The sequence below is a fragment of the Nesterenkonia cremea genome (assembly GCF_014642675.1).
GTDB classification, from domain to species: domain Bacteria; phylum Actinomycetota; class Actinomycetes; order Actinomycetales; family Micrococcaceae; genus Nesterenkonia; species Nesterenkonia cremea.
This window is the reverse complement of record NZ_BMIS01000008.1, coordinates 113,207-133,116: the sequence shown is the minus strand read 5'-3', so window position 1 is coordinate 133,116 and position 19,910 is coordinate 113,207. Positions and strand designations below refer to the sequence as shown.

Genomic DNA, 19,910 nt, shown 5'->3' with positions numbered 1-19,910 from the left:
GGCCCCAGACCAACGGCAAAGTGGAGCGGTTCAACCGCACTCTGATGAAGGAATGGGCATACGCCCGTGCCTACTCCAGCGAGTCAGCCCGTGAAGCCTCCTACGAGGCCTTCCTCCACGAATACAACCACCACCGACCCCACACCGCTATCGGAGGTCTGGTTCCCTCAGCCCGCGTTCACAACCTCACGGGGAAGTACACCTAGGCAAGCGGCCGTCGCGTGACCACGGCCGCCGCAGCTTCGGTCAGAGGGCCTCCTCGCCCATCTGGCCGGAGCGGGCCAACGCGGTCAGACGTGACACGGCGCGGTTGTACTTCTTCATATAGCCGCCGTTCATCATCTCCTCGGTGAACAGCTTGTCAAAGGGCTGGCCGGAGGCCACGATCGCCACATCCTGGTCGTAGAGCCGGTCGGCGAGCACCACGAACCGCAGGGCCAGCGCCTGGGCGTCGATGGTCTCCACGTCCTTGAGCACCAGCACGTCCACTCCGGCGATCATCTGCCGGTAGCGGCTGGGATGGACCCGGGAGAGATGGTCGGTCACGGCGGCGAAGTCGTCCACCACGGTCTCCTTGCCGGGGAACCGTTCGGCGGCGAAGCCCTCCAGCTCATCGCTGCTCAGCGGCGGCGGGGCCTCGGGCAGGCCGCGGTGGCGGTAGTCCTCGCCGTCCACGCGGATGACCTTGAACTGGTCGGCCAGCACCTGGATCTCGCGTTTGAAGTCGCTGGCCGCGAAGCGGCCCTCGCCCAGCGAGCCCGGCAGCGTGTTGGAGGTGGCGGCCAGCTTCACGCCGGCGTCGGAGAGCTCGCGCAGCAGACGAGACATCAGAGTGGTGTCGCCGGCATCGTCGAGTTCGAACTCATCGATGCAGACCAGCGAATAGTCGCTGAGCACCTCCACAGTCTTTCGGAAGGTCAGCGCGCCCACCAGGTTGGTGTACTCCACGAAGGTGCCGAAGGCCCGCTTGCCCTCCACCGAGTGGTAGAGCGAGGCGAGCAGGTGGGTCTTGCCCACGCCGAAGCCGCCGTCGAGGTAGATGCCGTTGGGCCCGGCAGCGGGTTTGCCTCCGCCGAAGAGCCTGTTCATCAGGCCGCCGCCACGCTTGCGGCCCACTGTGGTGGAGAAGGCGCGCAGCGCCTCCACCGCCTCAGCCTGCGAAGGGTGGGCCGGGTCCGGGATGTAGGAGTCGAAGGAGACCTCGGAGAAGCGGAAGGACGGCTTGAGCCCTTCCAGGAGATCATCCACGGAGACCTGCGGTGTACGTTCGCTCAGCGGGGCTGCGGTGGAAAGCATAGGACCAACTCTAAGCGCTCCTGCGGGTGTTCACATTCAGTTCATGCACCAGTGATGCGATGATGTCATTCCCAGCGGAGTCCACGAAGGCGGAGGGCATGAAGAACGATTCACTGTTCGATCTCGAGGAGACGCCCCGGCAGAACCTGCGCGAGTTCATCGATGATCTGCGCGCCGGCGGCTATACGGTCCTCGACGGTCACACCCCTGATCCCGACCTGATCGACCCCCAGGGCAATGCGGTGGAGACCTGGCAGGAGAACTATCCGTATGACGAGCGGATGGAGCGGGACATCTATGAGATCGAAAAGTACCACCTGCAGGTCGAGCTGCTGAAGTTCCAGTACTGGGCCGAGGACTACGGGCTCAAGCACGTCATCGTCTTCGAGGGCCGCGACGCCGCCGGCAAGGGCGGCACCATCAAGCGCTTCACCGAGCACCTGAACCCGCGCACCGCCCGGGTGGTGGCGCTGAACAAGCCCTCGGACCGAGAACAGGGCCAGTGGTACTTCCAGCGCTACATCTACCACCTGCCGACGGCGGGTGAGATGGTCCTCTTCGACCGCTCCTGGTACAACCGAGCCGGCGTGGAGAGCGTGATGGGCTTCTGCTCGGACTCCGAATATGAAGTCTTCATGAAGCAGGCTCCGCAGTTCGAGCAGATGCTGGCCGACGCCGGAATCCACCTGACCAAGTTCTGGTTCTCGGTCACCCAGAAGGAGCAGCGTACCCGCTTCGCCATCCGCCAGATCGATCCGGTCCGGCAGTGGAAGCTCTCCCCGATGGACCTGGAGTCATTGGACCGCTGGGAGGACTACACCGCGGCCAAGGAGGAGATGTTCCGGCGCACCGACACCGATCACGCTCCCTGGATCACCATCAAGTCCAATGACAAGAAGCGTGCTCGGCTCAACGCCATGCGCTACTTCCTGTCCCAGTTCGAATATGAGGGCAAGGATCACGAGATCGTCGGTGAGCCGGATCCGCTGATCGTCCGCCGCGGTCGCGACGCCGTGGGCGACTGACCCGCTGTCTGCTCCGAGACGCTGATGCTGCGCTCACTGCGGATCTGCTCCTGTGTGAGTGCCGTGTCGCAATGGTGATACCAACCGGGCGTAAGATCGGTGTGAGACATATCTGACTTCGAAAGAGGAGAATGCATGAGCGCCCACATCGGAGTGACCGGCCTGGCAGTGATGGGGGCCAATCTGGCCCGCAACCTGGCCCGGAACGGCTACACCGTCGCACTGCACAACCGGTCGGCCGGCAAGACCGACGCGCTGATCGAGGCCCACGGCGATGAGGGCGAGTTCGTCCGTACCGAGACCCTGGCTGAGCTGGTCGAATCCCTGGAGCGCCCCCGCCGTGTGCTGATCATGGTCAAGGCTGGAGCACCGGTGGACGCCGTGATCGAGCAGCTCACCCCGCTGCTGGACGAGGGCGACATCGTCATCGACGCCGGCAACTCCTTCTATGAGGAGACCCGCCGCCGCGAGGAGGCGCTGCGTGAGAAGGGCCTGCACTTCGTCGGTGTGGGTGTCTCCGGCGGTGAGGAGGGCGCACTCAACGGCCCCTCGATCATGCCCGGCGGCTCGAAGGAGTCCTATCAGACACTCGGCCCGATGCTGGAGAAGATCTCCGCGAAGTACAACGGCGAGCCCTGCTGCGCCTGGGTAGGCACCGACGGCGCCGGCCACTACGTGAAGATGGTGCACAACGGCATCGAGTACGCCGACATGCAGGTCATCGGCGAGGCCTACGACCTCATGCGCTCCCTGGGCGGCCTGGAGCCGGTCCAGCAGGCTGAGGCCTTCCGCGAGTGGAACACCACCGACCTGGCCTCCTACCTGATCGAGATCACCGCTGAGGTGCTGGAGCAGGAGGACGAAGTCACCGGCAATCCCCTGGTGGACGTCATCGTCGACTCCGCAGGCCAGAAGGGCACCGGCCGTTGGACGGCCATCTCCGGCCTGGAGGTCGGCTCCCCGGTCACCGCCATCGCCGAGTCCGTCTTCGCCCGCTCCATCTCCTCCCAGCGTGAGCTGCGTGCCGAGACCAACGAGGTCTTCCCCTCCGGTCTGGACGAGCACACCCCTGAGGTGCCGTACCAGGAGGAGGGCACCCAGCAGACCTTCGTGGAGGATGTCCGCAAGGCCCTCTACGCATCCAAGCTGGTGGCCTACGCCCAGGGTCTGGACATGCTGGTCTCCGCGGCTGACGAGTACGGCTGGGATCTGGATCTGAAGTCCATCGCCTCCCTGTGGCGCGCCGGCTGCATCATCCGTGCAGATCTGCTGGACACGATCATGAAGGCCTTCGACGCTGCGCCGGAGGACCGTCCCAAGAACCTCCTGCTGGCCGAGGAGTTCACCGAGGCGATCAACGAGTGCCTGCCCTCCTGGCGCCGCGTGGTGGCCGCAGCCGCCACCTACGGCGTGCCGGCACCGGTCTTCTCCTCCTCGCTGTCCTACTACGACAGCCTGCGCCGCGATCGCCTGCCGGCTGCTCTGATCCAGGGCCAGCGCGACTATTTCGGCGCCCATACCTACCAGCGTGTGGACAAGGAAGGCACATTCCACACCCTATGGTCGGGCAGCCGCATCGAGGTCGACGCCTGATCAGCTGATCTCCAGTACCGAGAAGGGCCCCGCAGCATGACGCTGCGGGGCCCTTCTCGCGTCGGCAGGCCCGTCTATGCAGGCCGGCCCAGCAGGCCAGGGCAACCTGTCAGTCCAGCAGCCCGCCGCCGCGGTGCGGGACTACCGACGGCGTAGCGGTCACCGGGTCCGGGACCACCAGGGCCCGCAGGCTGAACGCCTGCTCGATCAGCTCCGTCGAGATGATCTCTGCCGGCGGGCCAGAGGTGACCACGGTGCCCTCGCGCAGCACGATCAGATGGTCTGCGTAGCGGGCCGCCACTGGTGGAAGATGCCCTGATAGGGCGCTCGGCCCCGGGAGACCAGATCGGCCACCCGGATGCCCTCCGGAGCGGCCGAGCTCTGGGGGAGCAGCCCCAGCTCCCGGGCGAGCTCCTTGGGACGGAACTCGCCGATCGGACGGCCATCCAGGGTCACCGTCCCGCTGCGCGCTGGGAGGACCCCAGCCAGGCCGCGCAGCAGGGTGGACTTCCCGCAGCCGTTGGGTCCGATGATAGCGGTGAAGGATCCCTCCGGGATGTCCACCGAGAGGTCTTCGGAGATCATCCTGCCGTCATAGCCGAGAGAGACACCCTCGGTGCGCAGCCGTATGTCTGCGGTGTTCTGCAGAGATATCACAGGACTCCGTTCTGCCGCCGTGCCTCGCGGACCAGCAGCGTGGCGACCGCGGCACCCAGGAACGCGAACCAGATATAGCCGGTGATGCCGCTCACGCCGAAGAGTCCGACGCCGAGGGTGACGGCGAAGCCCGCTCCGGCCTTCACGCCCAGGATGCCGGGGTCTGCCAGGGGATTGCGCGTCAGAGCCTGGATGAGTGCTCCGGCCACGCCGAAGGCGGCCCCGACCACGATCGCGATCACGGTCCGCGGACCGCGCAGCTCCCAGACGATGAGTGAGGACTGAGACGTGTCTCTGGCCCACAGACCCTCCCAGACCTCGGTGTAGGTCAGGGGATTGGATCCGTGGGCCAGGCTGCTGAGTGTCAGCAGTATGAGTGCCGCGACGCCGGCCAACAGGCTGGTGGTGCGGCGGATTCCCAGAGACAGCGTCAGTCCTCCAGACCTGCTTCGGAGGCCCAGTCAGCCAGGGCGTCGAGCATCCAGGGCAGACTCTCCACACTGGCGCCGCGGCGCAGCACCCAGACGGCGCCGCTCTCGGCACGCTCATCATCCTCAGCCACCACGGCCAGATGGCGGTCATCCTCCACCGCCGGGATCTGTTGGAAGAGCTCGGAGGCTTCGCGTCCCTCGCGCAGTGCGTCATCGGCGTAGAACATGATCAGCACATCGGCGTCGAGCTGTTCCTGGTTCTCCTCCGAGATGCTGGCCTCCTCGCTGAACTGGTCGGCCAGCGGGTTGGGCGCGAAGCCCAGCATGGTCACGATCTCCTCGGCGGTCCCGCCGGCGGCGGTGTAGTACTCCAGGCCGTACTCCTCGCCGTAGTCGGTGGCCAGGGTGATCGTGCGTCCGTCGAACTGCGGGTTCTCCTCCGCAGTGGCCTCGATGGCCTCCTCAGCCTCAGTGATCGCCTCCTCGGCCGCTCCGGTGAGGTCCAGCACCTCACCCAGCAGGCGAGGTGCGTCGCGCCAGTCCACTTGGTCGCCGGCGACGACCTCCTCCTTCTCCAGGACGGGGGCGATCTCGCCGAGCCGCTCGATGTCCTCCTCTTCTAACATCTCCGCAGTATCGGGAAGGAAGATCAGGTCCGGCTCGGCCGCCGCGACGCTCTCCAGGTTCACATCGGCGTCGTCGCGCTCTTCCAGGGTCTCGATGCCGTCCAGCCATTCCTCTTCCATCCAGCCGTAGTCGAAGCTGCGGGAGGAGGCGTAGACCGGTGTCACGTCCAGTGCGGCCGCGGCGTCGTGGTTGGGGTTCCAGCCGAGCACTGCGATCCGCTCCGGGCGCTCCTCGATCTCGATCTCACCGTGGACGGTGTCCAGGCGCAGTGGGTACTCGGCCTCGCCCTCCGCCGCCGGCAGCAGGTCGGCGGCTTCGGCGTCGTTCTGGGAGGTGGCGTCCTCTGCGTCCGTTCCGCAGGCGGTCAGCACCAAGGCCGCGGCGGCCAGCACGGCGCCCAGAATGGGAGTGGAGCACTTCAGCACGCTCCGGTCGCTCAGGTGGGGGTGATCCATCAGGGGTGCCTCTCATGTCATGCGCCCGACGGGCGCCTTCTCCATCGGTGATGACAATTAGGGTACGGTGGCATAACGTAATGGGATTCACCGTTTCCGACACCCTGCACAGAAGGCGACATCTATGACCACTTCGGCCACGCTTCCGGCAGCCGGCGGAACGACGGGAGTGCCGTCGGGAGGACCCCTCCGGATCCCCGCCGCGGGTGTGGAGCAGCACGTTGAGCACTAGCGACATGTGCTGCTGTGGCAGGCCCGCGGCGCTGCTGAGGTCCGCCTCACCTCAGAGTCGTCAGTCCAGACGGTGCCCGGTGCTGTGATGGGGGTGGTGACCGTGTATGAAGGTCAGGCGCTGTGGATCCCGGTGCGGACCTCGCATGAGCTGCGGGTGCACCCGGATTCGGTGACGGTGCCCCTGGGATTCGAAGCGGCCGACTGGGGGACCATCCTGCGTGAGCCCACGCTGCTCACCGTGGACCGGGATCTGCAGCATCTGATGCTCGCCCAGCACGTGACCAGCAGCAGTGCGATCTCCTCCGCGGCGGACATCACCCGCCAGCTCCTGGCACTGATCGAGAAGGCTCCCATGGTCTCGGAGGACCTGCCGATGCCGCCCGACGGCCCGGCCCGGCAGGTGGCCGAGCAGCTGCGCTTCGACCCCGGGGACACCCGCAGCGTGGAGGAGCTGGCTCAGGCCAGAGGGCTCTCCGCGCGGAGCTTGGAGCGGGCCTTTCTGCGGGACACCGGGACGACGCTGCGCCAGTGGCGGATCCGCTGCCGCATGGATGCCGCCCAGACGCTGCTCCACGGGCAGGAGCCGGTGAGCGCCGTGGCGCGACGAGTGGGCTACTCCCACGTCAACGCCTTCCGCCGCGCCTTCGCCCGTGAGGTGGGCCTCGCACCGGGGGAGTATCGCCGGCAGGCCCTCGGACACAGCTGAGCCCCCGGCCCAGTAAGTGGCCGGGGGCTCAGCGAGAGCGCGAACAGCGCTGGGTCGGACGAACAGGGCAGGGTCAGATGAACAGTGCAGGGTCCAATGCGTAGGTGGCGGGGTCCACCAGAGGCTTATGCTCCTCCTCGCGGCGCTTGCGGTCCTTGGCGGGGACACCCACCAGCACCGAATGCGCCGGGGCCGACTTCACCACGACGGCATTGGCCCCGATGGCCGACTCTTCTCCGATCTCCACCGGGCCCAGAACCTTGGCGCCGGCGCCGACGGTGACGCCGTCGCGCAGCGTGGGATGCCGCTTGGTCTGCTCCAGGGAGGTGCCGCCGAGGGTCACACCCTGATAGAGCATCACGTCATCACCGATCTCAGCGGTCTCACCGATGACCACGCCCATGCCGTGGTCGATGAAGAACCGCCGGCCGATGGTGGCGCCGGGGTGGATCTCGATGCCGGTGAGCCCGCGGGTCACCTGGGAGAGCACACGTGCCGGGGTCTTCAGTGGACCGTAGCGCCACATGCGCTTGGCCAGACGGTGGGACCAGATGGCGTGCAGTCCGGAGTAGACCAGCACGATCTCCGCGTGGCTGCGGGCGGCCGGGTCATGCTCGCGGGCTGACTTGATGTCTTCGCGGAGTCGCTTGAGGAGGCCCAAGGTCTTCTGCCTTTCGAGGTCTGCGGTGCCTGGACGGCCGTGAGGCGTCCTAGCTCCGGATGTCTTCGTAGAGGAGGGTGGAGATGTAGCGCTCACCGAAGTCGCAGGCCAGGGTGACGATCAGCTTGTCCTTGCTCTCCGGGCGCGAGGCGACCTCCAGAGCTGCGGCGACGTTGGCGCCGGTGGAGATGCCTCCGAGGATTCCCTCCTCGACGCCCAGTCGGCGTGCGGTCTCCAGTGCGGTGTCCAAGTTGGCCTGGACCACCTCGTCGTAGATCTCGGTGTCCAGGATGTCGGGCACGAAGTTCGGGCCGATGCCCTGGATCTTATGCGGTCCGGCCTGCCCGCCGGAGAGGATCGGGGAGTCCTCAGGTTCCACGGCCACCAGCCGGATGCCCGCGTTATGCTCGCGCAGCTTCCGGCCTGCGCCGGTGATGGTGCCGCCGGTGCCGATGCCGGAGACCAGGACGTCCACGGCGCCGTCGGTGTCCTCCCAGATCTCCTCGCCGGTGGTGTTGTAGTGCACGGCGGGGTTGGCCTCGTTGGCGAACTGGCGCGCCCAGATGGCGTTGTCGGTCTCCTCGACGATGGACTTCGCCTTCTCCACCGCACCGCGCATGCCGTCGGCGCCGGGGGTCAGCACGATCTCTGCGCCGAAGGCCCGCAGCATGACGCGCCGCTCGGTGGACATCGTCTCGGGCATGGTCAGCACCACGCGGTAGCCGCGGGCCGCGCCCACCATGGCCAGGGCGATTCCGGTGTTGCCGGAGGTGCCCTCCACGATGGTGCCGCCGGGGCGCAGCACGCCGGCCTCTTCAGCGGCGTCCACGATGGCGGTGCCGATGCGGTCCTTCACCGAGCTGGCCGGGGAGTAGAACTCCAGCTTCACGGCCACATTGCCGGGAAGGTCGGCGTCGAGCCGGTTCAGGCGCACCAGGGGAGTGTTGCCCACGGCTTCGGTGATGTTCTCAAGGATCTTGCCCATTGTTCTGACGGAACCTCTCTGGCAGGACGGGGTGCTTAGGTGTTCGGTATCAGCCTATCGGTCGCATCCACCGGCCCCAGTGCCGGCGCAGCCTGGCGACCTTCGGATCGATGATGAACTGACAGTAGCCCACCTCGGGGCGGCGGGCGTGGAAGTTCTGGTGCTCGGGCTCGGCCTCATAGGCGGCCTCCAGCGGCTCCAGCGTGGTGACGATCGGGCGGTCATAGTGCTGCTGGAACCGCGTGATGGCCTCCTGCCACTCAGCCTTCTCCTGATCGGTGGAGTAGAACATCGCTGAGCGGTACTGCGGTCCGACGTCGTGGCCCTGCCGGTTCAGCGAGGTCGGATCGTGGGAGGTGAAGAAGACCTCGAGCAGCACCTCAGTGGGCAGCTGCGTGGGGTCATAGGTGATCTCCACCGCCTCCGCATGGGCGGTCATGCCGGTGCAGACGGCGCTGTAGTTCGCGGTCTCGGCGGTGCCGCCGGTGTAGAGGCTGCGCACCTGCTCCACGCCCTGCAGGCGCCGGGCCAGGGAGTCCAGGCACCAGAAGCATCCGGCGGCGAGCACGACGGTTCGGGTGGTCGCCTCGGCGGTATCGGTCATATCGGGTCCAACTGTGCGGGGGCGGAGTTCATTCCGTTGCTAATCTGTCGGGGTGAAAATCCTCCTTCCGCCCTCCGAGGGCAAAGCCGCACCTCAGCACGACGACGCCGCACAGTCCGGTCCCAGCCCGCTCCTGGACATGGCTGCGCTCACCCTGCCAGGCCTCGCCGAGCAGCGCGAGCAGGTGCTGCGTGAGCTGATCGCCGCCAGCAGCCGTGAGGATGCCCAGGCGGTGCTCAAGGTCGGGGTGAAGGTCATGGCTGAGGTGGAGGCCAACACGGCTCTGCGTGAGGCTCCCACGGCGCCTGCACATGAGATCTACACCGGAGTGCTGTTCGATGCGCTGGATGCCTGCTCGCTCACCGAGGAGCAGCTGGCCCTGGGTGCCCGGGACGTGCTGATCTTCTCCGGGCTCTTCGGCGCTACCGGATTCACCGACAGGATTCCCGCCTACCGGCTCTCCATGGATGTGAAGCTCGGCGAGCTGGGCAATCTGGGCACGTTTTGGAAGAAGCAGATGAAGGAGCCCATGGAGGCCCTGGTGGGCGATGGGCTGGTCATCGACTGCCGCTCGGCCTCCTACGGCAAGGCCTTCCAGCCGGCTCCGCAGCACACCCTGATGGTCAACAGCTTCACCGAGAAGGACGGCCAGCGGAAGGTGGTCACCCACTTCGCCAAGCACGCACGGGGCGAGCTCACCGGTATGCTGCTGCGCTCCTCGGCGCGGCCGGAGACCATCAAGGATGTCGTGGCCATCGCCTCGCAGCGCTGGACGACGGAGGTCCGCCCGGCTGAGGGCCGACAGCCGCATCAGTTGGATCTGATCAGCACCTCCGCCTGATCCGGCAGCTGCTATACAGCATCGAAATGGTGTTGTGACCTGATGGTGATCGGGTGTTCAGGTTCGCTTCCCTAGGGTGGAGAGATCAGGGTGGACAGACCCAGGGGTGACTCGAGGAGGTGTGCGATGAGGACTGAACTGACCGCGCAGATGACAGCATGGAGCGCCGTGTCGCTGTTGGTGCTGACAGCATGCGCCGGTGATGACGGCCAGGATCTCGATCAGGGCGGTCAGGACGACGCCGCCCAGGAGGACGCCGCCCAGGACGACACCGGCCAGCAGGACGCTCCGGATCAGCAGGGCTCCGACGAGGACGAGGATGCTCCCCACCAGGACGCCGAGGCCGAGGCCCAGGAGACGCCCGGTGATGAGGTTCCGGCCGGCGGCTCCGAGCAGGTCCCGGAGGAGGAGCTGCCCGGTGAGGACGTGGAGCTGTTCTACCAGGAGGGCGATGAGCTCGGCGTCGCGGGCTTGGACCCGGAGGACGCGCCTCTGGAGGCCCTCGAGGTGCCCCTGGAGCAGGACGGTGACGTGGTCGGTGAGCTGGAGCCCCTGGACGCTGTGGTTGTGACCGGGCGTCAGCGCCAGGATCCGGATGATGCCGAGGCCGGGATCTGGACCGAGGTGGAGCTCGCCGACGGCTACGGCTGGGTGGAAGGTGGCCTGGCCTATTTCGCCGGCACTGAGGATGTCACCGAGGACTATATCGACGAGGTGCCGCCGGCCGAGGACGCTCAGACCATCGCTGAAGGTGTGGCCGAGCGGGCCGCTGGGGAGGACACAGGCCAGGATCCCGGTTCCGAGTGGACGCTGATCAGCACTCCCGATGACTACGGCGAGGACTTCTATCGCCTGGATGTCACCGGGCTCATGGATGACTCGCTGGCCGGCTACCGGCTCTTCGTCACCGTGGAGGACACCGGTGAAGGCTATGAGCTGACCCAGGTGGAACAGACTCAGCTCTGCCAGCGGGGAGTCGCCGAGGGCCTCTGCGCCTGAGCGCCACGTACGCCTCAGGCGGCACACACGGCCCGCATCGACGCCGATCCGGCGACTCCGCCGCCGGGCGGCTGTCGGGCTTCTCAGCCCTGGACGGTGATCCGGCTGGCGGCCGGGTCCCACTCGGTGCCCGCTGTGGAGGCGTCCATGGCCTCGTTGCTGAGCGCATCGGCGTCGCCGTTCTCCTTGCGCGGGATCCAGGTGTAGGTGACCTGCGTCGGCGGCAGGATCGCAGCGGCCTGGGCCGCCAGGCGCTTCATATCCTCGTGCTTGATCTTCCAGCGGCCGCTCATCTGCTCCACGACCAGCTTGGAGTCCATGCGCACCTCCACTGAGGCGCCGGGATCGATCTCGCGGGCCAGAGTCAGGCCGTCCACCAGACCGGTGTACTCGGCCACGTTGTTGCTGGCCTTGCCCAGAGGGGTGGCCTTGGTGGCCAGGATGCTTCCGCTGCTGTCACGGACCAAGGCTCCGGAGCCGGCGATTCCGGGATTGCCGCGGCTGCCGCCGTCGGCTTCGACGATGAGGTCGGTCACTGTGCTCCTTGTGAGGACGTGCCCAGGGACGGTGTGCAAGGGCTCAGTGCCCGGGCGTGATCACAAAATCCCACGGGTCGGAGTTGATGCCGCTGACTGCGACCTCGACATCATAGCCGCGGTCGCCCAGTGCACGGTCCAAGGCCTGGGCCGCGGCGGGCAGCCACATCCACTCGCTGGCGAAGTGTGAGACATCGATCAGATACGGTCGTGACTCGCCCACGGCCTCACGGGCTTCCGAGGCGGGGTGGTGCCGCAGATCAGCGGTGATGAAGACATCGGCCTCGGCGCGGCGGGCCGCCTCCAGCAGCGAATCGCCGGCGCCTCCGCAGAGGGCCACACGGCGGATGAAGGCATCCCGGTCACCAGCCACGCGCACTCCACCGGCCACCGAGGGGAGCGTGGAGAAGACGGTGGCGGCGAAATCGCCCAGCGTGGTGCCCTGCGGGAGCGTTCCGATGCGGCCCAGGCCCTCCTCGTCGAGCCCGTCATCGGCGGGCTTCAGCGGAACGGCGTCCTCCAGGCCGAAGATCTCGGCGAGCACATCGTTGACACCCCCGACGGCGGAGTCGCCGTTGGTGTGGGCGGTCAGCAGAGCACAGCCGGATTCGATCAGACGGTGGACCAGCTCACCCTTGAAGGTGCCGGCCTCCACCGTGCTCACCGGGCGCAGCAGCAGGGGATGATGGGTGATCAGCAGATCGGCGTCGGCACCGCAGGCCTCCTCGATCACCGGCCGGACGGGATCCACGGCGAAGTGGATCTTCTGCACCGGGGCACTGCGGCGTCCGGCCACCAGGCCGACGGCATCCCACGATTCGGCCAGCGAGGTGGGCCAGAGCTCTTCGGCGATGTCGAGAACGTCCTGCAGCGATGGCGTCTGTGGCATAGGCCATTTCTACCACGGGCAATTCCTGACCCGCGGGCGGGAAGAAAGACCGGCCGGTGGTGTGTTGGCACGGAGATGATCGAAACAGTGAAGAACAAGATCGGATTCGGTGCCGCACCCCTGGGCAACATGTTCCGGGACATCGCTGAACAGGAGGCTCTGGCCACGGTCGAGGCCGCCTGGACCGAGGGCATCCGCTACTTCGACGCCGCACCCTTCTACGGTGCAGGCCTGGCGGAGGAGCGCCTGGGCGAGGTCCTCTCCCAGAAGAACCGCGACGACTTCATCCTCTCCACGAAGGTCGGACGCCTGGTGGAGGAGGAGCACGAGGAGAAGTCCGGCCTCTTCGAATTCGGTCACCAGAAGAAGGTCACCACCGACTTCTCCGCCGATGCGACCAAGCGTTCCATCGAGGACAGCCTGCGCCGCCTGAAGACCGACCGGCTGGACTTCGTGTTCATCCACGACACCTCCCGCGACTTCTACGGCGACGAGTGGGTCTCCCTCTTCGACCAGGCTCGCCGGGGCGCCTTCAAGGTGCTCTCGCAGCTGAAGGAGGAGGGTGTCATCAAGGGCTGGGGCCTCGGTGTGAACTCCACTGAGCCCATCGAGCTGGCCCTGGACATGGAGGAGTCCACTCCGAACATCAGCCTCGCGGCCACCCAGTACACCCTGCTCAAGCACGAGCGTGCCCTGCAGCGCATGTTGCCTCGCTCTGAGGCTCAGGGCGGCAAGATCGTGGTGGGCGGCCCGTTCAACTCCGGTGCCCTGCTCGGCGGCGATCACTTCGACTACGCCGAGATCCCGCAGGAGATCAAGGAGCGGGTGACCACGCTCAACGAGATCGCCGGCCGCCACGACGTCAGCCTGAAGGCTGCCGCTCTGCAGTTCTCCACCGCGCACCCGGCCGTGGCCGCTGTGATCCCCGGATCCAGCCGCCCCGAGCGCATCCGTGAGGATCTCGACTCCATCAACGCTGAGATCCCCGCCGCGTTCTGGCAGGAGCTGCGCGAGCAGAAGCTGGTCTCCGCCGAGGTTCCGCTGCCCGCCTGATCCCCCAAGCGAGAAGCTCCAGGAGCGTACGGGGCGTTACGATGGACCCTCAGGGACGGGTTGGCCGGGCCATCGCGTCGCCGCCAGGCCCCGCCCGGCAGATGACTCCGTGATCTGCCCGGCGGATAACGGTGGCGCCGAGGAACGTCCGGACTCCGCAGGGCTGGATGGTGGGTAACACCCACTCGGGGAGACCCGCAGGCCAGTGCCACAGAAAACAGACCGCCGGAGGGCCGTGCGCCCTCGGGTAAGGGTGAAACGGTGGTGTAAGAGACCACCAGCGCACCGGGCGACCGGTGCGGCTCGGTAAACCCCATCCGGAGCAAAGCCGAACAGGATGCGCAGGAGCTCGTCTCCGACAGGGCTGCCCGCCCGAGCATCCGGGTTGGCTGCTTGAGGGCCGTGGCAACACGGTGCCCAGATGGATGATGGCCGGCGCCGGGGGAGCAATCGCCCGGCGTCACAGAATCCGGCGTACACGCCAACCCGTCCCTCTCCCCATAGACTGTCCTGGTGAGCTCCGCTCATAGACAAGGACGTCTATCGGAAGGAAAATCACTGTGCCCACCAGCGCAGAGCAGCACACCCAGCAGCAGCTTCAGCAGTGGATCGACCGGGAGGCTCAGGCCGAGGCCATGATCCCGCTCATCGGCCGGCTCTACCGGGAGAACAACGTCGTCACCGGGATCTATGGCCGCCAGCTGGTCAACCAGTCCGCCACGGACATCCTCAAAGCACACCGCTTCGCCCGCCAGGTCGATGAGACCGAGCTGCCCATCTCCGAGACGCTGCCGCTGGTGCAGGCTCTGACCGAGCTGGACCTCGGTGCCTCCACCATCGACATCGCCCGGCTCAACGCCAAATACCGCAGCTCCGGCGTCTCCGACCTCAACAGCTTCCTGCGCGAGGAGCTCTCCGGCATCGTGGGGAAGAAGGGCGAGGGCCAGGCTGGGCCGCGCGATATCGTCCTCTACGGCTTCGGCCGCATCGGCCGCCTGCTCGCACGCATCCTGGTGGGCCGAGCCTCCTCGGCCACGGGACTGAGGCTGCGCGCCATCGTGGTCCGCAAGGGTGCGGAGAACGATCTGGCCAAGCGGGCTTCGCTGCTGCGCCGCGACTCGGTCCACGGCCCCTTCGCCGGCTCCATCCGCCTGGATGAGGAGAACGGTGCCATCATCGCCAACGGCACCTACATCAAGGTCATCTACGCCGATGATCCGGCCCAGGTGGACTACACCCAGTACGGCATCAGCGACGCCATCGTGGTGGACAACACCGGACGCTGGCGCGATGAGGAGGGGCTCAGCCAGCATCTGCAGGCTCAGGGCGCCTCTCGGGTCCTGCTGACCGCCCCGGGCAAGGACGATCTGAAGAACGTGGTCCACGGGGTGAACCACGAGGACATCACCGACGCCGACCAGATCGTCTCCGCGGCCAGCTGCACCACCAACGCCATCACCCCTGTGGCCAAGCTCATGCACGAGGCCTACGGGATCGATCACGGCCATGTGGAGACGGTGCACTCCTACACCAACGATCAGAACCTGATCGACAACTTCCACAAGGGTGAGCGGCGCGGACGTTCCGCGGCGCTGAACATGGTGCTCACCGAAACCGGTGCGGCCAAGGCGGTGGCCAAGGCGCTGCCCGAGCTGAAGGGCAAGCTCTCCGGCAACGCCATCCGCGTGCCCACCCCGGACGTCTCCATGGCCATCCTGAACCTGGAGCTGGAGAAGGAGACCACCAAGGAGGAGCTCAACCGCTTCCTGCGCACTGAGTCCCTGGAGGGCGAGCTGCACCAGCAGGTCGACTACATCGACTCGGCCGAAGTGGTCTCCACAGACTTCGTGGGGACCCGCGCCGCCGGTATCGTGGACGGCCTGGCGACCATCGTCAACGGCACCCAGGCGATCCTCTACGTCTGGTACGACAACGAGTTCGGCTACTCGGCTCAGGTGCTGCGGGTGCTGGAGCATATGACTGCCTCAGCTCCCACCAAGTATCCTCAGGTCGGTGAGTAGTTCAGGGCCGGATCAGAGACACCCGCGAACGGCCGCTCCCGCAGAAGATGGGGGCGGCCTTTCGCCGTCCGCACATACCTCCGCAGAAGAGGGCAGCGGGCTGAGCGAAGCCCTGATGCGCCCGGGCCTGTGGCGCCAGGGCATCCGCGGTCCGGTCTTCGAGGGCCTCTTCGGATCCCTGCTGGTGCTCTTCGGCTCCTTCGGCGTCGGATGGCTGGCCAACGCCTCGAACATCAACCGCTGGGACTGGGTCATCCCTCTGCGCACTACCCCTGAAGGTGTGACGATCAGCACCATCGCACTGACAGTGGGCTGCTGGTTCATGTTCCGTGCCTGGCTGAGGCTGGGCCGGGCCCTGCGCGGCTGGCCAGGAGGATCCCTGGCCACGATCAACTGGGCCACGGCCGTCTGGTCGCTGCCGCATCTGATCTGCCTGCCGATCTTCTCCCGGGACGTCTACGCCTACGTGAACCAGGGGCGCCTGGTGCTGTCAGGGGAGGATCCCTACGTCGTCGGGGTCTCTCAGCTGGACAACTGGTTCCACTTCGGCACCGACATCATGTGGGCCCATTCGGAGACTCCCTACGGGCCGATGTTCCTCTGGATCGAGGCCTTCGTGATGCGGATGACCGACAACGCGGTGGATCCGGCGGTGTTCCTCTTCCGCCTGGCCTGTGTGGCCGGCGTCGTGCTGATCATGGTCTTTGTGCCCAAGCTGGCGCGGCTCTTCGATGTGGACGGAGCTCGCGCCCAGTGGCTGACCGCGGCCAACCCGCTGTTCATCATCAGCTTCATCGCCTCGGCACATAATGACGCCCTCATGATGGGTTTCGCCCTGGCCGGCATCCATGCCGCGGCCAAGGGCAGGGGAGTGCTGGCCACCGTGCTGGTCACCGTGTCCATCGGGATGAAGCTGATCACCATCGTGCTGCTGCCCTTCATCGGGCTGCTCTGGGCCGCCTATGTCGCCCACCACAGGGGGCTGACCCAGGCGACCTGGCTGATGCGCTTCACCTATTGGCTCCTCACCGCAGGGATCGCCGGTGCCATCCTGCTGGTCGTCGGCTGGATCAACGGCTACGGCATCGGCTGGCTGGGCGTGCTGGCCGGGACCGGCGACACCGGCAAGTCCTTCTGGTCGCCCATGGGCATCGCGGACACCATGCTCAGCGACCTGCTGCTGGTCTTCGGCATGGACGCCGACTGGACCCTGGACACCATGCGCCTGATCGGGCGGCTGAGCTCCGTGGTGATCGTGCTGGCGCTGATGTTCCTGGGCCGGGACAAGCACATCGTTCAGCGCATGACTTGGGCCTTCACCGCCCTGGTGGTGCTCAGCCCGATCATCCACCCTTGGTACCTGCTGTGGCTGCTGCCGCTGTTCGCCGTCACCGGAATCCGCAACGACTGGCAGACCAAATGGGTCTTCTTCACCGTCGGTTTCTTCATCTGCTACGGCGCCCAGGACCAGCTGCATGTCTGGCAGTTCCTGGACATGGATGAGCAGATGCTGCGCACCTCGCTGTTCACCTCGATCATCTGTATGGGGCTCATCGGCCTGATGCGCAGCACCCGCTGGGCGGTGTTCACCGGCTGGGTGCTCTCGCCGATCACCGTGGGCCTGCCCTGGTCCAAGGATGCCGAGGGTGAGCCGAAGACCATCACTCTGTTCTCCGAGCGCGGCCGCGAACCCATGCCATGAAGACCTCAGCTCCGATGACCAAGGTCCATGGCCTGCAGCTGGGCCTGCTCATGCTGGCCGTCTGCGGGCTGTACCTGGCCCACTCGCTGCTGCGCTTCCGCAACTTCGAGGCCCGCGGCTATGACCTGGGCATCTTCGATCAGGCGGTGCGGCAGTACGCGCAGTTCGATGCGCCCATCGTGCCGATCAAGGGAGAGGACTTCCACCTGTTGGGGGATCACTTCCATCCGATCATCGCCCTGCTCGCCCCGCTCTACTGGATCTGGGACGACCCGCGCATGCTCAACATCGCGCTGGTGGTCCTGCTGGTCTCCACCGCACTTCCGGTCTACCTGGTGGTCCGCGGCTGGTTCGGCCACCGGGCGGCGATGCTCTGCGCGGCGGCCATGCTGCTGTGGTGGCCCTTCCAGTCCTTCATCGACTGGGACTTCCACGAGATCGCCTTCGGCGTGCCGATCATCGGCTGGGTCATCTGGGCGATGGAACGACGCCGGCCCTGGATCGCCTTCGGTCTGGGGGCGGTCCTGCTGCTGGTGCGTGAGGATATGGGAGCCACGCTGGCGGCCGTCGGCCTGGTCCTGGCCATCCGGCGGTTCTGGGTCCCGGCCGCGGCGGCTGTGGTGTTGGGTCTGGTGGGCTTCTGGTTCGCCGTCGGCGTCGCCATCCCGCATTTCGCCGCCGACGGCGAGTTCAGCTACTGGGAGTACACGGCTCTGGGTGCGACGGCGGGCGCGGCGGTCACCACGCTGGTGACCCGTCCCTGGACGGTGCTGCCGGTGCTGGTGGACCACCCGCTGAAGCTCGGGCTGATGCTGGCCCATCTCCTGCCGCTGTGGTTGCTGCCGCTGCTGTCGCCCTATGTGCTGCTGGGCATGCCGATCCTGCTCTCCCGGCTGCTCAACGACAGGCTCACCGTCTGGGGGCTGGTCTACCAGTACGACGCCATCCTGGTGCCGATCTTCCTGCTGGCGGCCCTGGACATCCTGCGCCGGATCGGGCTGCGGCGAGGCTGGGGAAGCTCTCCGGCGATGTGGCTGCCAGGTGGGATGCTCATCCTCACCGTGATCGGCGGTGCGGTGATGGCCTACACCGTGCCGCAGCACTATCAGCTCTTCCCGTTCCACCGGACCTACACGGCAGAGAACTGGCAGCTGGACGGGCGTGCCGAGGCGCATCAGCGGGCCGTGGGGATGATTCCCGACGGCGCCTGCGTGGAGGCCGCGGACACTGCGGTCCCGCACCTGGTGGACCGGACCTATGTGGGGCTCAACGGGACGCTGAGCGAGGAGCACGTGAACTGGCTGATCATCGATGAAACCGTCGATGAGCTGGGCGGCAATGATCCGCTGAGCCCCCAAGAGGCATTCGACCGGGCCGAGGAGCTCGGCTTCGAGGTGGTCATCGAGGATGATCACGGCCTCTGGGTGCTGCACCGGGACATCCCCGACGCTTCGATCTGCCATGAGTATCTGCAGCGCTGAGGGCCTGTATCCTTGACGCCCGTGACCAGGATCTCCGCTCAGCCGCGCAGCGCCGGCCCCTCCTCTCAGCCGCGCAGCGCCGGCCCCTCCTCTCCAGGGTCCTCCCGCATGCAGTGGATGGATTTCCTCCGCGGCATCGCCGTGCTGCTGGTGGTCGTGCTCCACGCAGCCTCCCACGGTGGGGCAGAGACGGAGACCTGGAGCGAGATCAACCGGCATCTGACGCCGTTCCGGATGCCGCTGCTGATGTTCCTCTCCGGGATGCTGCTGCACCGGTCCCTGGCCAAGCCGCTGCCGATCTACCTCTGGGGCAAATTCGCCGCCATCGTCTGGCCGCTTCTGGTGTGGATGTGCCTCTACGGCTTCTTCGTGCGCAACGGCATCGGGGGTCCCGGAAACGGCATCGACTACTGGCTGAGCGGGGACTACCTGTGGTTCCTGATGTCGCTGACGCTCTGCTACCTCTTCGCGGCACTGTTCAAGCCGCTGCTGAGCCGGTTCCCCACGGGCAACGGCTGGGCCTTCCTGGCGGTCTTCGCGGCGATGATCATCACCTATGTGACCGGTGATGTGGCCGGGGGAGTCATCGGCAGCACCGTCTGGTACGGCTCCTTCTTCTTCCTGGGCGCTTGGGCGGTCCGCTTCGCCCCGATCTGGGTCAGGTCCCACTGGTTGCTGATCCTGCCGCTGCTGCTGGCCTCGGCCTATTTCGCCCATATCGCCGTCCACGACCGTGACCTGCGGGTCGGCACCCTGGAGGCGGCCGGCATCTCTGTGCTGGGGATCGCGGTGATCCTGTGGCTGGCCGCGCGGCTGCCGCGGATCGCCCCGGTCCGCTTCATCGAATGGGTGGGCCGCAGCTCCATCGTGGTCTACGTGGCGCACTTCCCCATCATCATCGTGGCCCGCGGCAACGTCCTGCAGCCGCTGGGCCTGGAGCCGGGTGTCCATGTGATGCTGATGACGCTGATCGGCATCGGCGGATCGGTGCTGCTGGTGTGGCTGCGCCCCTGGACCACCTGGCTCTATGTGCTGCCCGGACATCAGAAGGTCGCAGCCCGACTCCTGGAGCGCCGCTGATTCCAGGATCCCTGCTCTGGCGACTAGGCTGGGG

General features: G+C 66.7%; 21 protein-coding genes and 1 other RNA gene. 12 read left to right on the top strand and 10 right to left on the bottom strand.

Annotated features, from left to right (window positions below):
- On the top strand, positions 1 to 206 hold a 206-nt coding region (locus IEW85_RS10020; protein WP_188685262.1), incomplete at its 5' end, for an integrase core domain-containing protein.
- A gap of 40 nt (positions 207 to 246) precedes the next feature.
- Here the strand turns inward: IEW85_RS10020 and zapE are convergent.
- Positions 247 to 1,296: a cell division protein ZapE gene (zapE, locus tag IEW85_RS10015; RefSeq protein ID WP_188685260.1), complete on the bottom strand. Its 1,050-nt coding sequence runs from the start codon at positions 1,294 to 1,296 to the stop codon at positions 247 to 249.
- A gap of 98 nt (positions 1,297 to 1,394) precedes the next feature.
- On the opposite strand from zapE, the gene ppk2 reads away from it, so the two are divergent.
- Together ppk2 and gnd are read left to right on the top strand one after the other, a co-directional pair.
- Positions 1,395 to 2,321 (top strand): polyphosphate kinase 2, encoded by a 927-nt coding sequence (ppk2, locus tag IEW85_RS10010; RefSeq protein ID WP_188685258.1) that lies wholly within the window; start codon positions 1,395 to 1,397, stop codon positions 2,319 to 2,321.
- A 135-nt stretch (positions 2,322 to 2,456) separates the two neighbouring features.
- Positions 2,457 to 3,914 (top strand): NADP-dependent phosphogluconate dehydrogenase, encoded by a 1,458-nt coding sequence (gene gnd, locus IEW85_RS10005; RefSeq protein ID WP_188685255.1) that lies wholly within the window; start codon positions 2,457 to 2,459, stop codon positions 3,912 to 3,914.
- 109 nt (positions 3,915 to 4,023) lie between these two features.
- On the opposite strand, the gene IEW85_RS14645 is transcribed toward gnd, so the two are convergent.
- Genes IEW85_RS14645 through IEW85_RS09990 form a run of 4 tightly spaced genes read right to left on the bottom strand, consistent with a single transcriptional unit; the run spans position 4,024 to position 6,084 of the window.
- Complete coding sequence (locus IEW85_RS14645; protein ID WP_308420882.1) at positions 4,024 to 4,185, bottom strand: hypothetical protein; 162 nt, start codon at positions 4,183 to 4,185, stop codon at positions 4,024 to 4,026.
- A gap of 2 nt (positions 4,186 to 4,187) precedes the next feature.
- Positions 4,188 to 4,571, bottom strand: coding sequence for an ABC transporter ATP-binding protein (locus IEW85_RS14640; RefSeq protein ID WP_308420881.1), 384 nt, complete (start codon positions 4,569 to 4,571; stop codon positions 4,188 to 4,190).
- The gene (locus IEW85_RS09995; RefSeq protein WP_229658943.1) at positions 4,568 to 4,966 is read right to left on the bottom strand and encodes an iron chelate uptake ABC transporter family permease subunit; all 399 of its coding nucleotides are present in this window, start codon (positions 4,964 to 4,966) and stop codon (positions 4,568 to 4,570) included. Before IEW85_RS09995 ends, IEW85_RS14640 begins: the two co-directional genes overlap by 4 nt.
- Before the next feature lie 35 nt (positions 4,967 to 5,001).
- Positions 5,002 to 6,084, bottom strand: a complete 1,083-nt coding sequence (locus IEW85_RS09990) for an ABC transporter substrate-binding protein (protein ID WP_188685253.1) — start codon at positions 6,082 to 6,084, stop codon at positions 5,002 to 5,004.
- Positions 6,085 to 6,322: 238 nt separating this feature from the next.
- On the opposite strand from IEW85_RS09990, the gene IEW85_RS09985 reads away from it, so the two are divergent.
- Positions 6,323 to 7,024 carry a helix-turn-helix transcriptional regulator gene (locus IEW85_RS09985; protein WP_229658942.1) on the top strand — a complete coding sequence of 234 codons (702 nt, stop codon included), beginning with the start codon at positions 6,323 to 6,325 and terminating at the stop codon, positions 7,022 to 7,024.
- 73 nt (positions 7,025 to 7,097) lie between these two features.
- On the opposite strand, the gene epsC is transcribed toward IEW85_RS09985, so the two are convergent.
- The 3 genes from epsC to msrA are packed head-to-tail and all read right to left on the bottom strand — an operon-like array spanning position 7,098 to position 9,274.
- Positions 7,098 to 7,685 (bottom strand): serine O-acetyltransferase EpsC, encoded by a 588-nt coding sequence (epsC, locus tag IEW85_RS09980; RefSeq protein WP_188685250.1) that lies wholly within the window; start codon positions 7,683 to 7,685, stop codon positions 7,098 to 7,100.
- Positions 7,686 to 7,734: 49 nt separating this feature from the next.
- Positions 7,735 to 8,670: a cysteine synthase A gene (gene cysK / locus IEW85_RS09975; RefSeq protein WP_188685248.1), complete on the bottom strand. Its 936-nt coding sequence runs from the start codon at positions 8,668 to 8,670 to the stop codon at positions 7,735 to 7,737.
- Positions 8,671 to 8,719: 49 nt separating this feature from the next.
- Positions 8,720 to 9,274 carry a peptide-methionine (S)-S-oxide reductase MsrA gene (msrA, locus tag IEW85_RS09970; protein WP_188685246.1) on the bottom strand — a complete coding sequence of 185 codons (555 nt, stop codon included), beginning with the start codon at positions 9,272 to 9,274 and terminating at the stop codon, positions 8,720 to 8,722.
- Positions 9,275 to 9,326: 52 nt separating this feature from the next.
- On the opposite strand from msrA, the gene IEW85_RS09965 reads away from it, so the two are divergent.
- Both IEW85_RS09965 and IEW85_RS09960 read left to right on the top strand, forming a co-directional pair.
- On the top strand, positions 9,327 to 10,115 hold the full coding sequence (locus tag IEW85_RS09965) for a YaaA family protein (RefSeq protein WP_188685244.1): 789 nt from the start codon (positions 9,327 to 9,329) through the stop codon (positions 10,113 to 10,115).
- 126 nt (positions 10,116 to 10,241) lie between these two features.
- A complete protein-coding gene (locus IEW85_RS09960) occupies positions 10,242 to 11,114 on the top strand; it encodes a hypothetical protein (protein WP_188685242.1) in 873 nt (290 codons plus the stop codon).
- Between the two features lie 83 nt (positions 11,115 to 11,197).
- Here the strand turns inward: IEW85_RS09960 and IEW85_RS09955 are convergent, their stop codons facing one another.
- Both IEW85_RS09955 and IEW85_RS09950 read right to left on the bottom strand, forming a co-directional pair.
- Positions 11,198 to 11,650, bottom strand: a complete 453-nt coding sequence (locus IEW85_RS09955) for a reverse transcriptase-like protein (protein WP_188685241.1) — start codon at positions 11,648 to 11,650, stop codon at positions 11,198 to 11,200.
- A 43-nt stretch (positions 11,651 to 11,693) separates the two neighbouring features.
- Positions 11,694 to 12,539, bottom strand: a complete 846-nt coding sequence (locus tag IEW85_RS09950; protein ID WP_188685239.1) for a Nif3-like dinuclear metal center hexameric protein — start codon at positions 12,537 to 12,539, stop codon at positions 11,694 to 11,696.
- Positions 12,540 to 12,626: 87 nt separating this feature from the next.
- On the opposite strand from IEW85_RS09950, the gene IEW85_RS09945 reads away from it, so the two are divergent.
- The 6 genes from IEW85_RS09945 (at position 12,627) to IEW85_RS09920 (ending at position 19,876) form a co-directional block, all read left to right on the top strand.
- The gene (locus IEW85_RS09945; protein WP_229658941.1) at positions 12,627 to 13,592 is read left to right on the top strand and encodes an aldo/keto reductase; all 966 of its coding nucleotides are present in this window, start codon (positions 12,627 to 12,629) and stop codon (positions 13,590 to 13,592) included.
- Positions 13,593 to 13,648: 56 nt separating this feature from the next.
- Positions 13,649 to 14,085, top strand: an RNA gene (gene rnpB, locus IEW85_RS09940) — RNase P RNA component class A.
- A 67-nt stretch (positions 14,086 to 14,152) separates the two neighbouring features.
- The gene (locus IEW85_RS09935) at positions 14,153 to 15,613 is read left to right on the top strand and encodes a glyceraldehyde-3-phosphate dehydrogenase (RefSeq protein ID WP_188685228.1); all 1,461 of its coding nucleotides are present in this window, start codon (positions 14,153 to 14,155) and stop codon (positions 15,611 to 15,613) included.
- A gap of 115 nt (positions 15,614 to 15,728) precedes the next feature.
- A complete protein-coding gene (mptB, locus tag IEW85_RS09930) occupies positions 15,729 to 17,315 on the top strand; it encodes a polyprenol phosphomannose-dependent alpha 1,6 mannosyltransferase MptB (protein WP_188685226.1) in 1,587 nt (528 codons plus the stop codon).
- Between the two features lie 14 nt (positions 17,316 to 17,329).
- Positions 17,330 to 18,796, top strand: coding sequence for a DUF2079 domain-containing protein (locus IEW85_RS09925; protein WP_188685279.1), 1,467 nt, complete (start codon positions 17,330 to 17,332; stop codon positions 18,794 to 18,796).
- A gap of 21 nt (positions 18,797 to 18,817) precedes the next feature.
- Positions 18,818 to 19,876 carry an acyltransferase family protein gene (locus IEW85_RS09920; protein ID WP_188685224.1) on the top strand — a complete coding sequence of 353 codons (1,059 nt, stop codon included), beginning with the start codon at positions 18,818 to 18,820 and terminating at the stop codon, positions 19,874 to 19,876.
- The last annotated feature ends 34 nt before the right edge of the window (positions 19,877 to 19,910 follow it).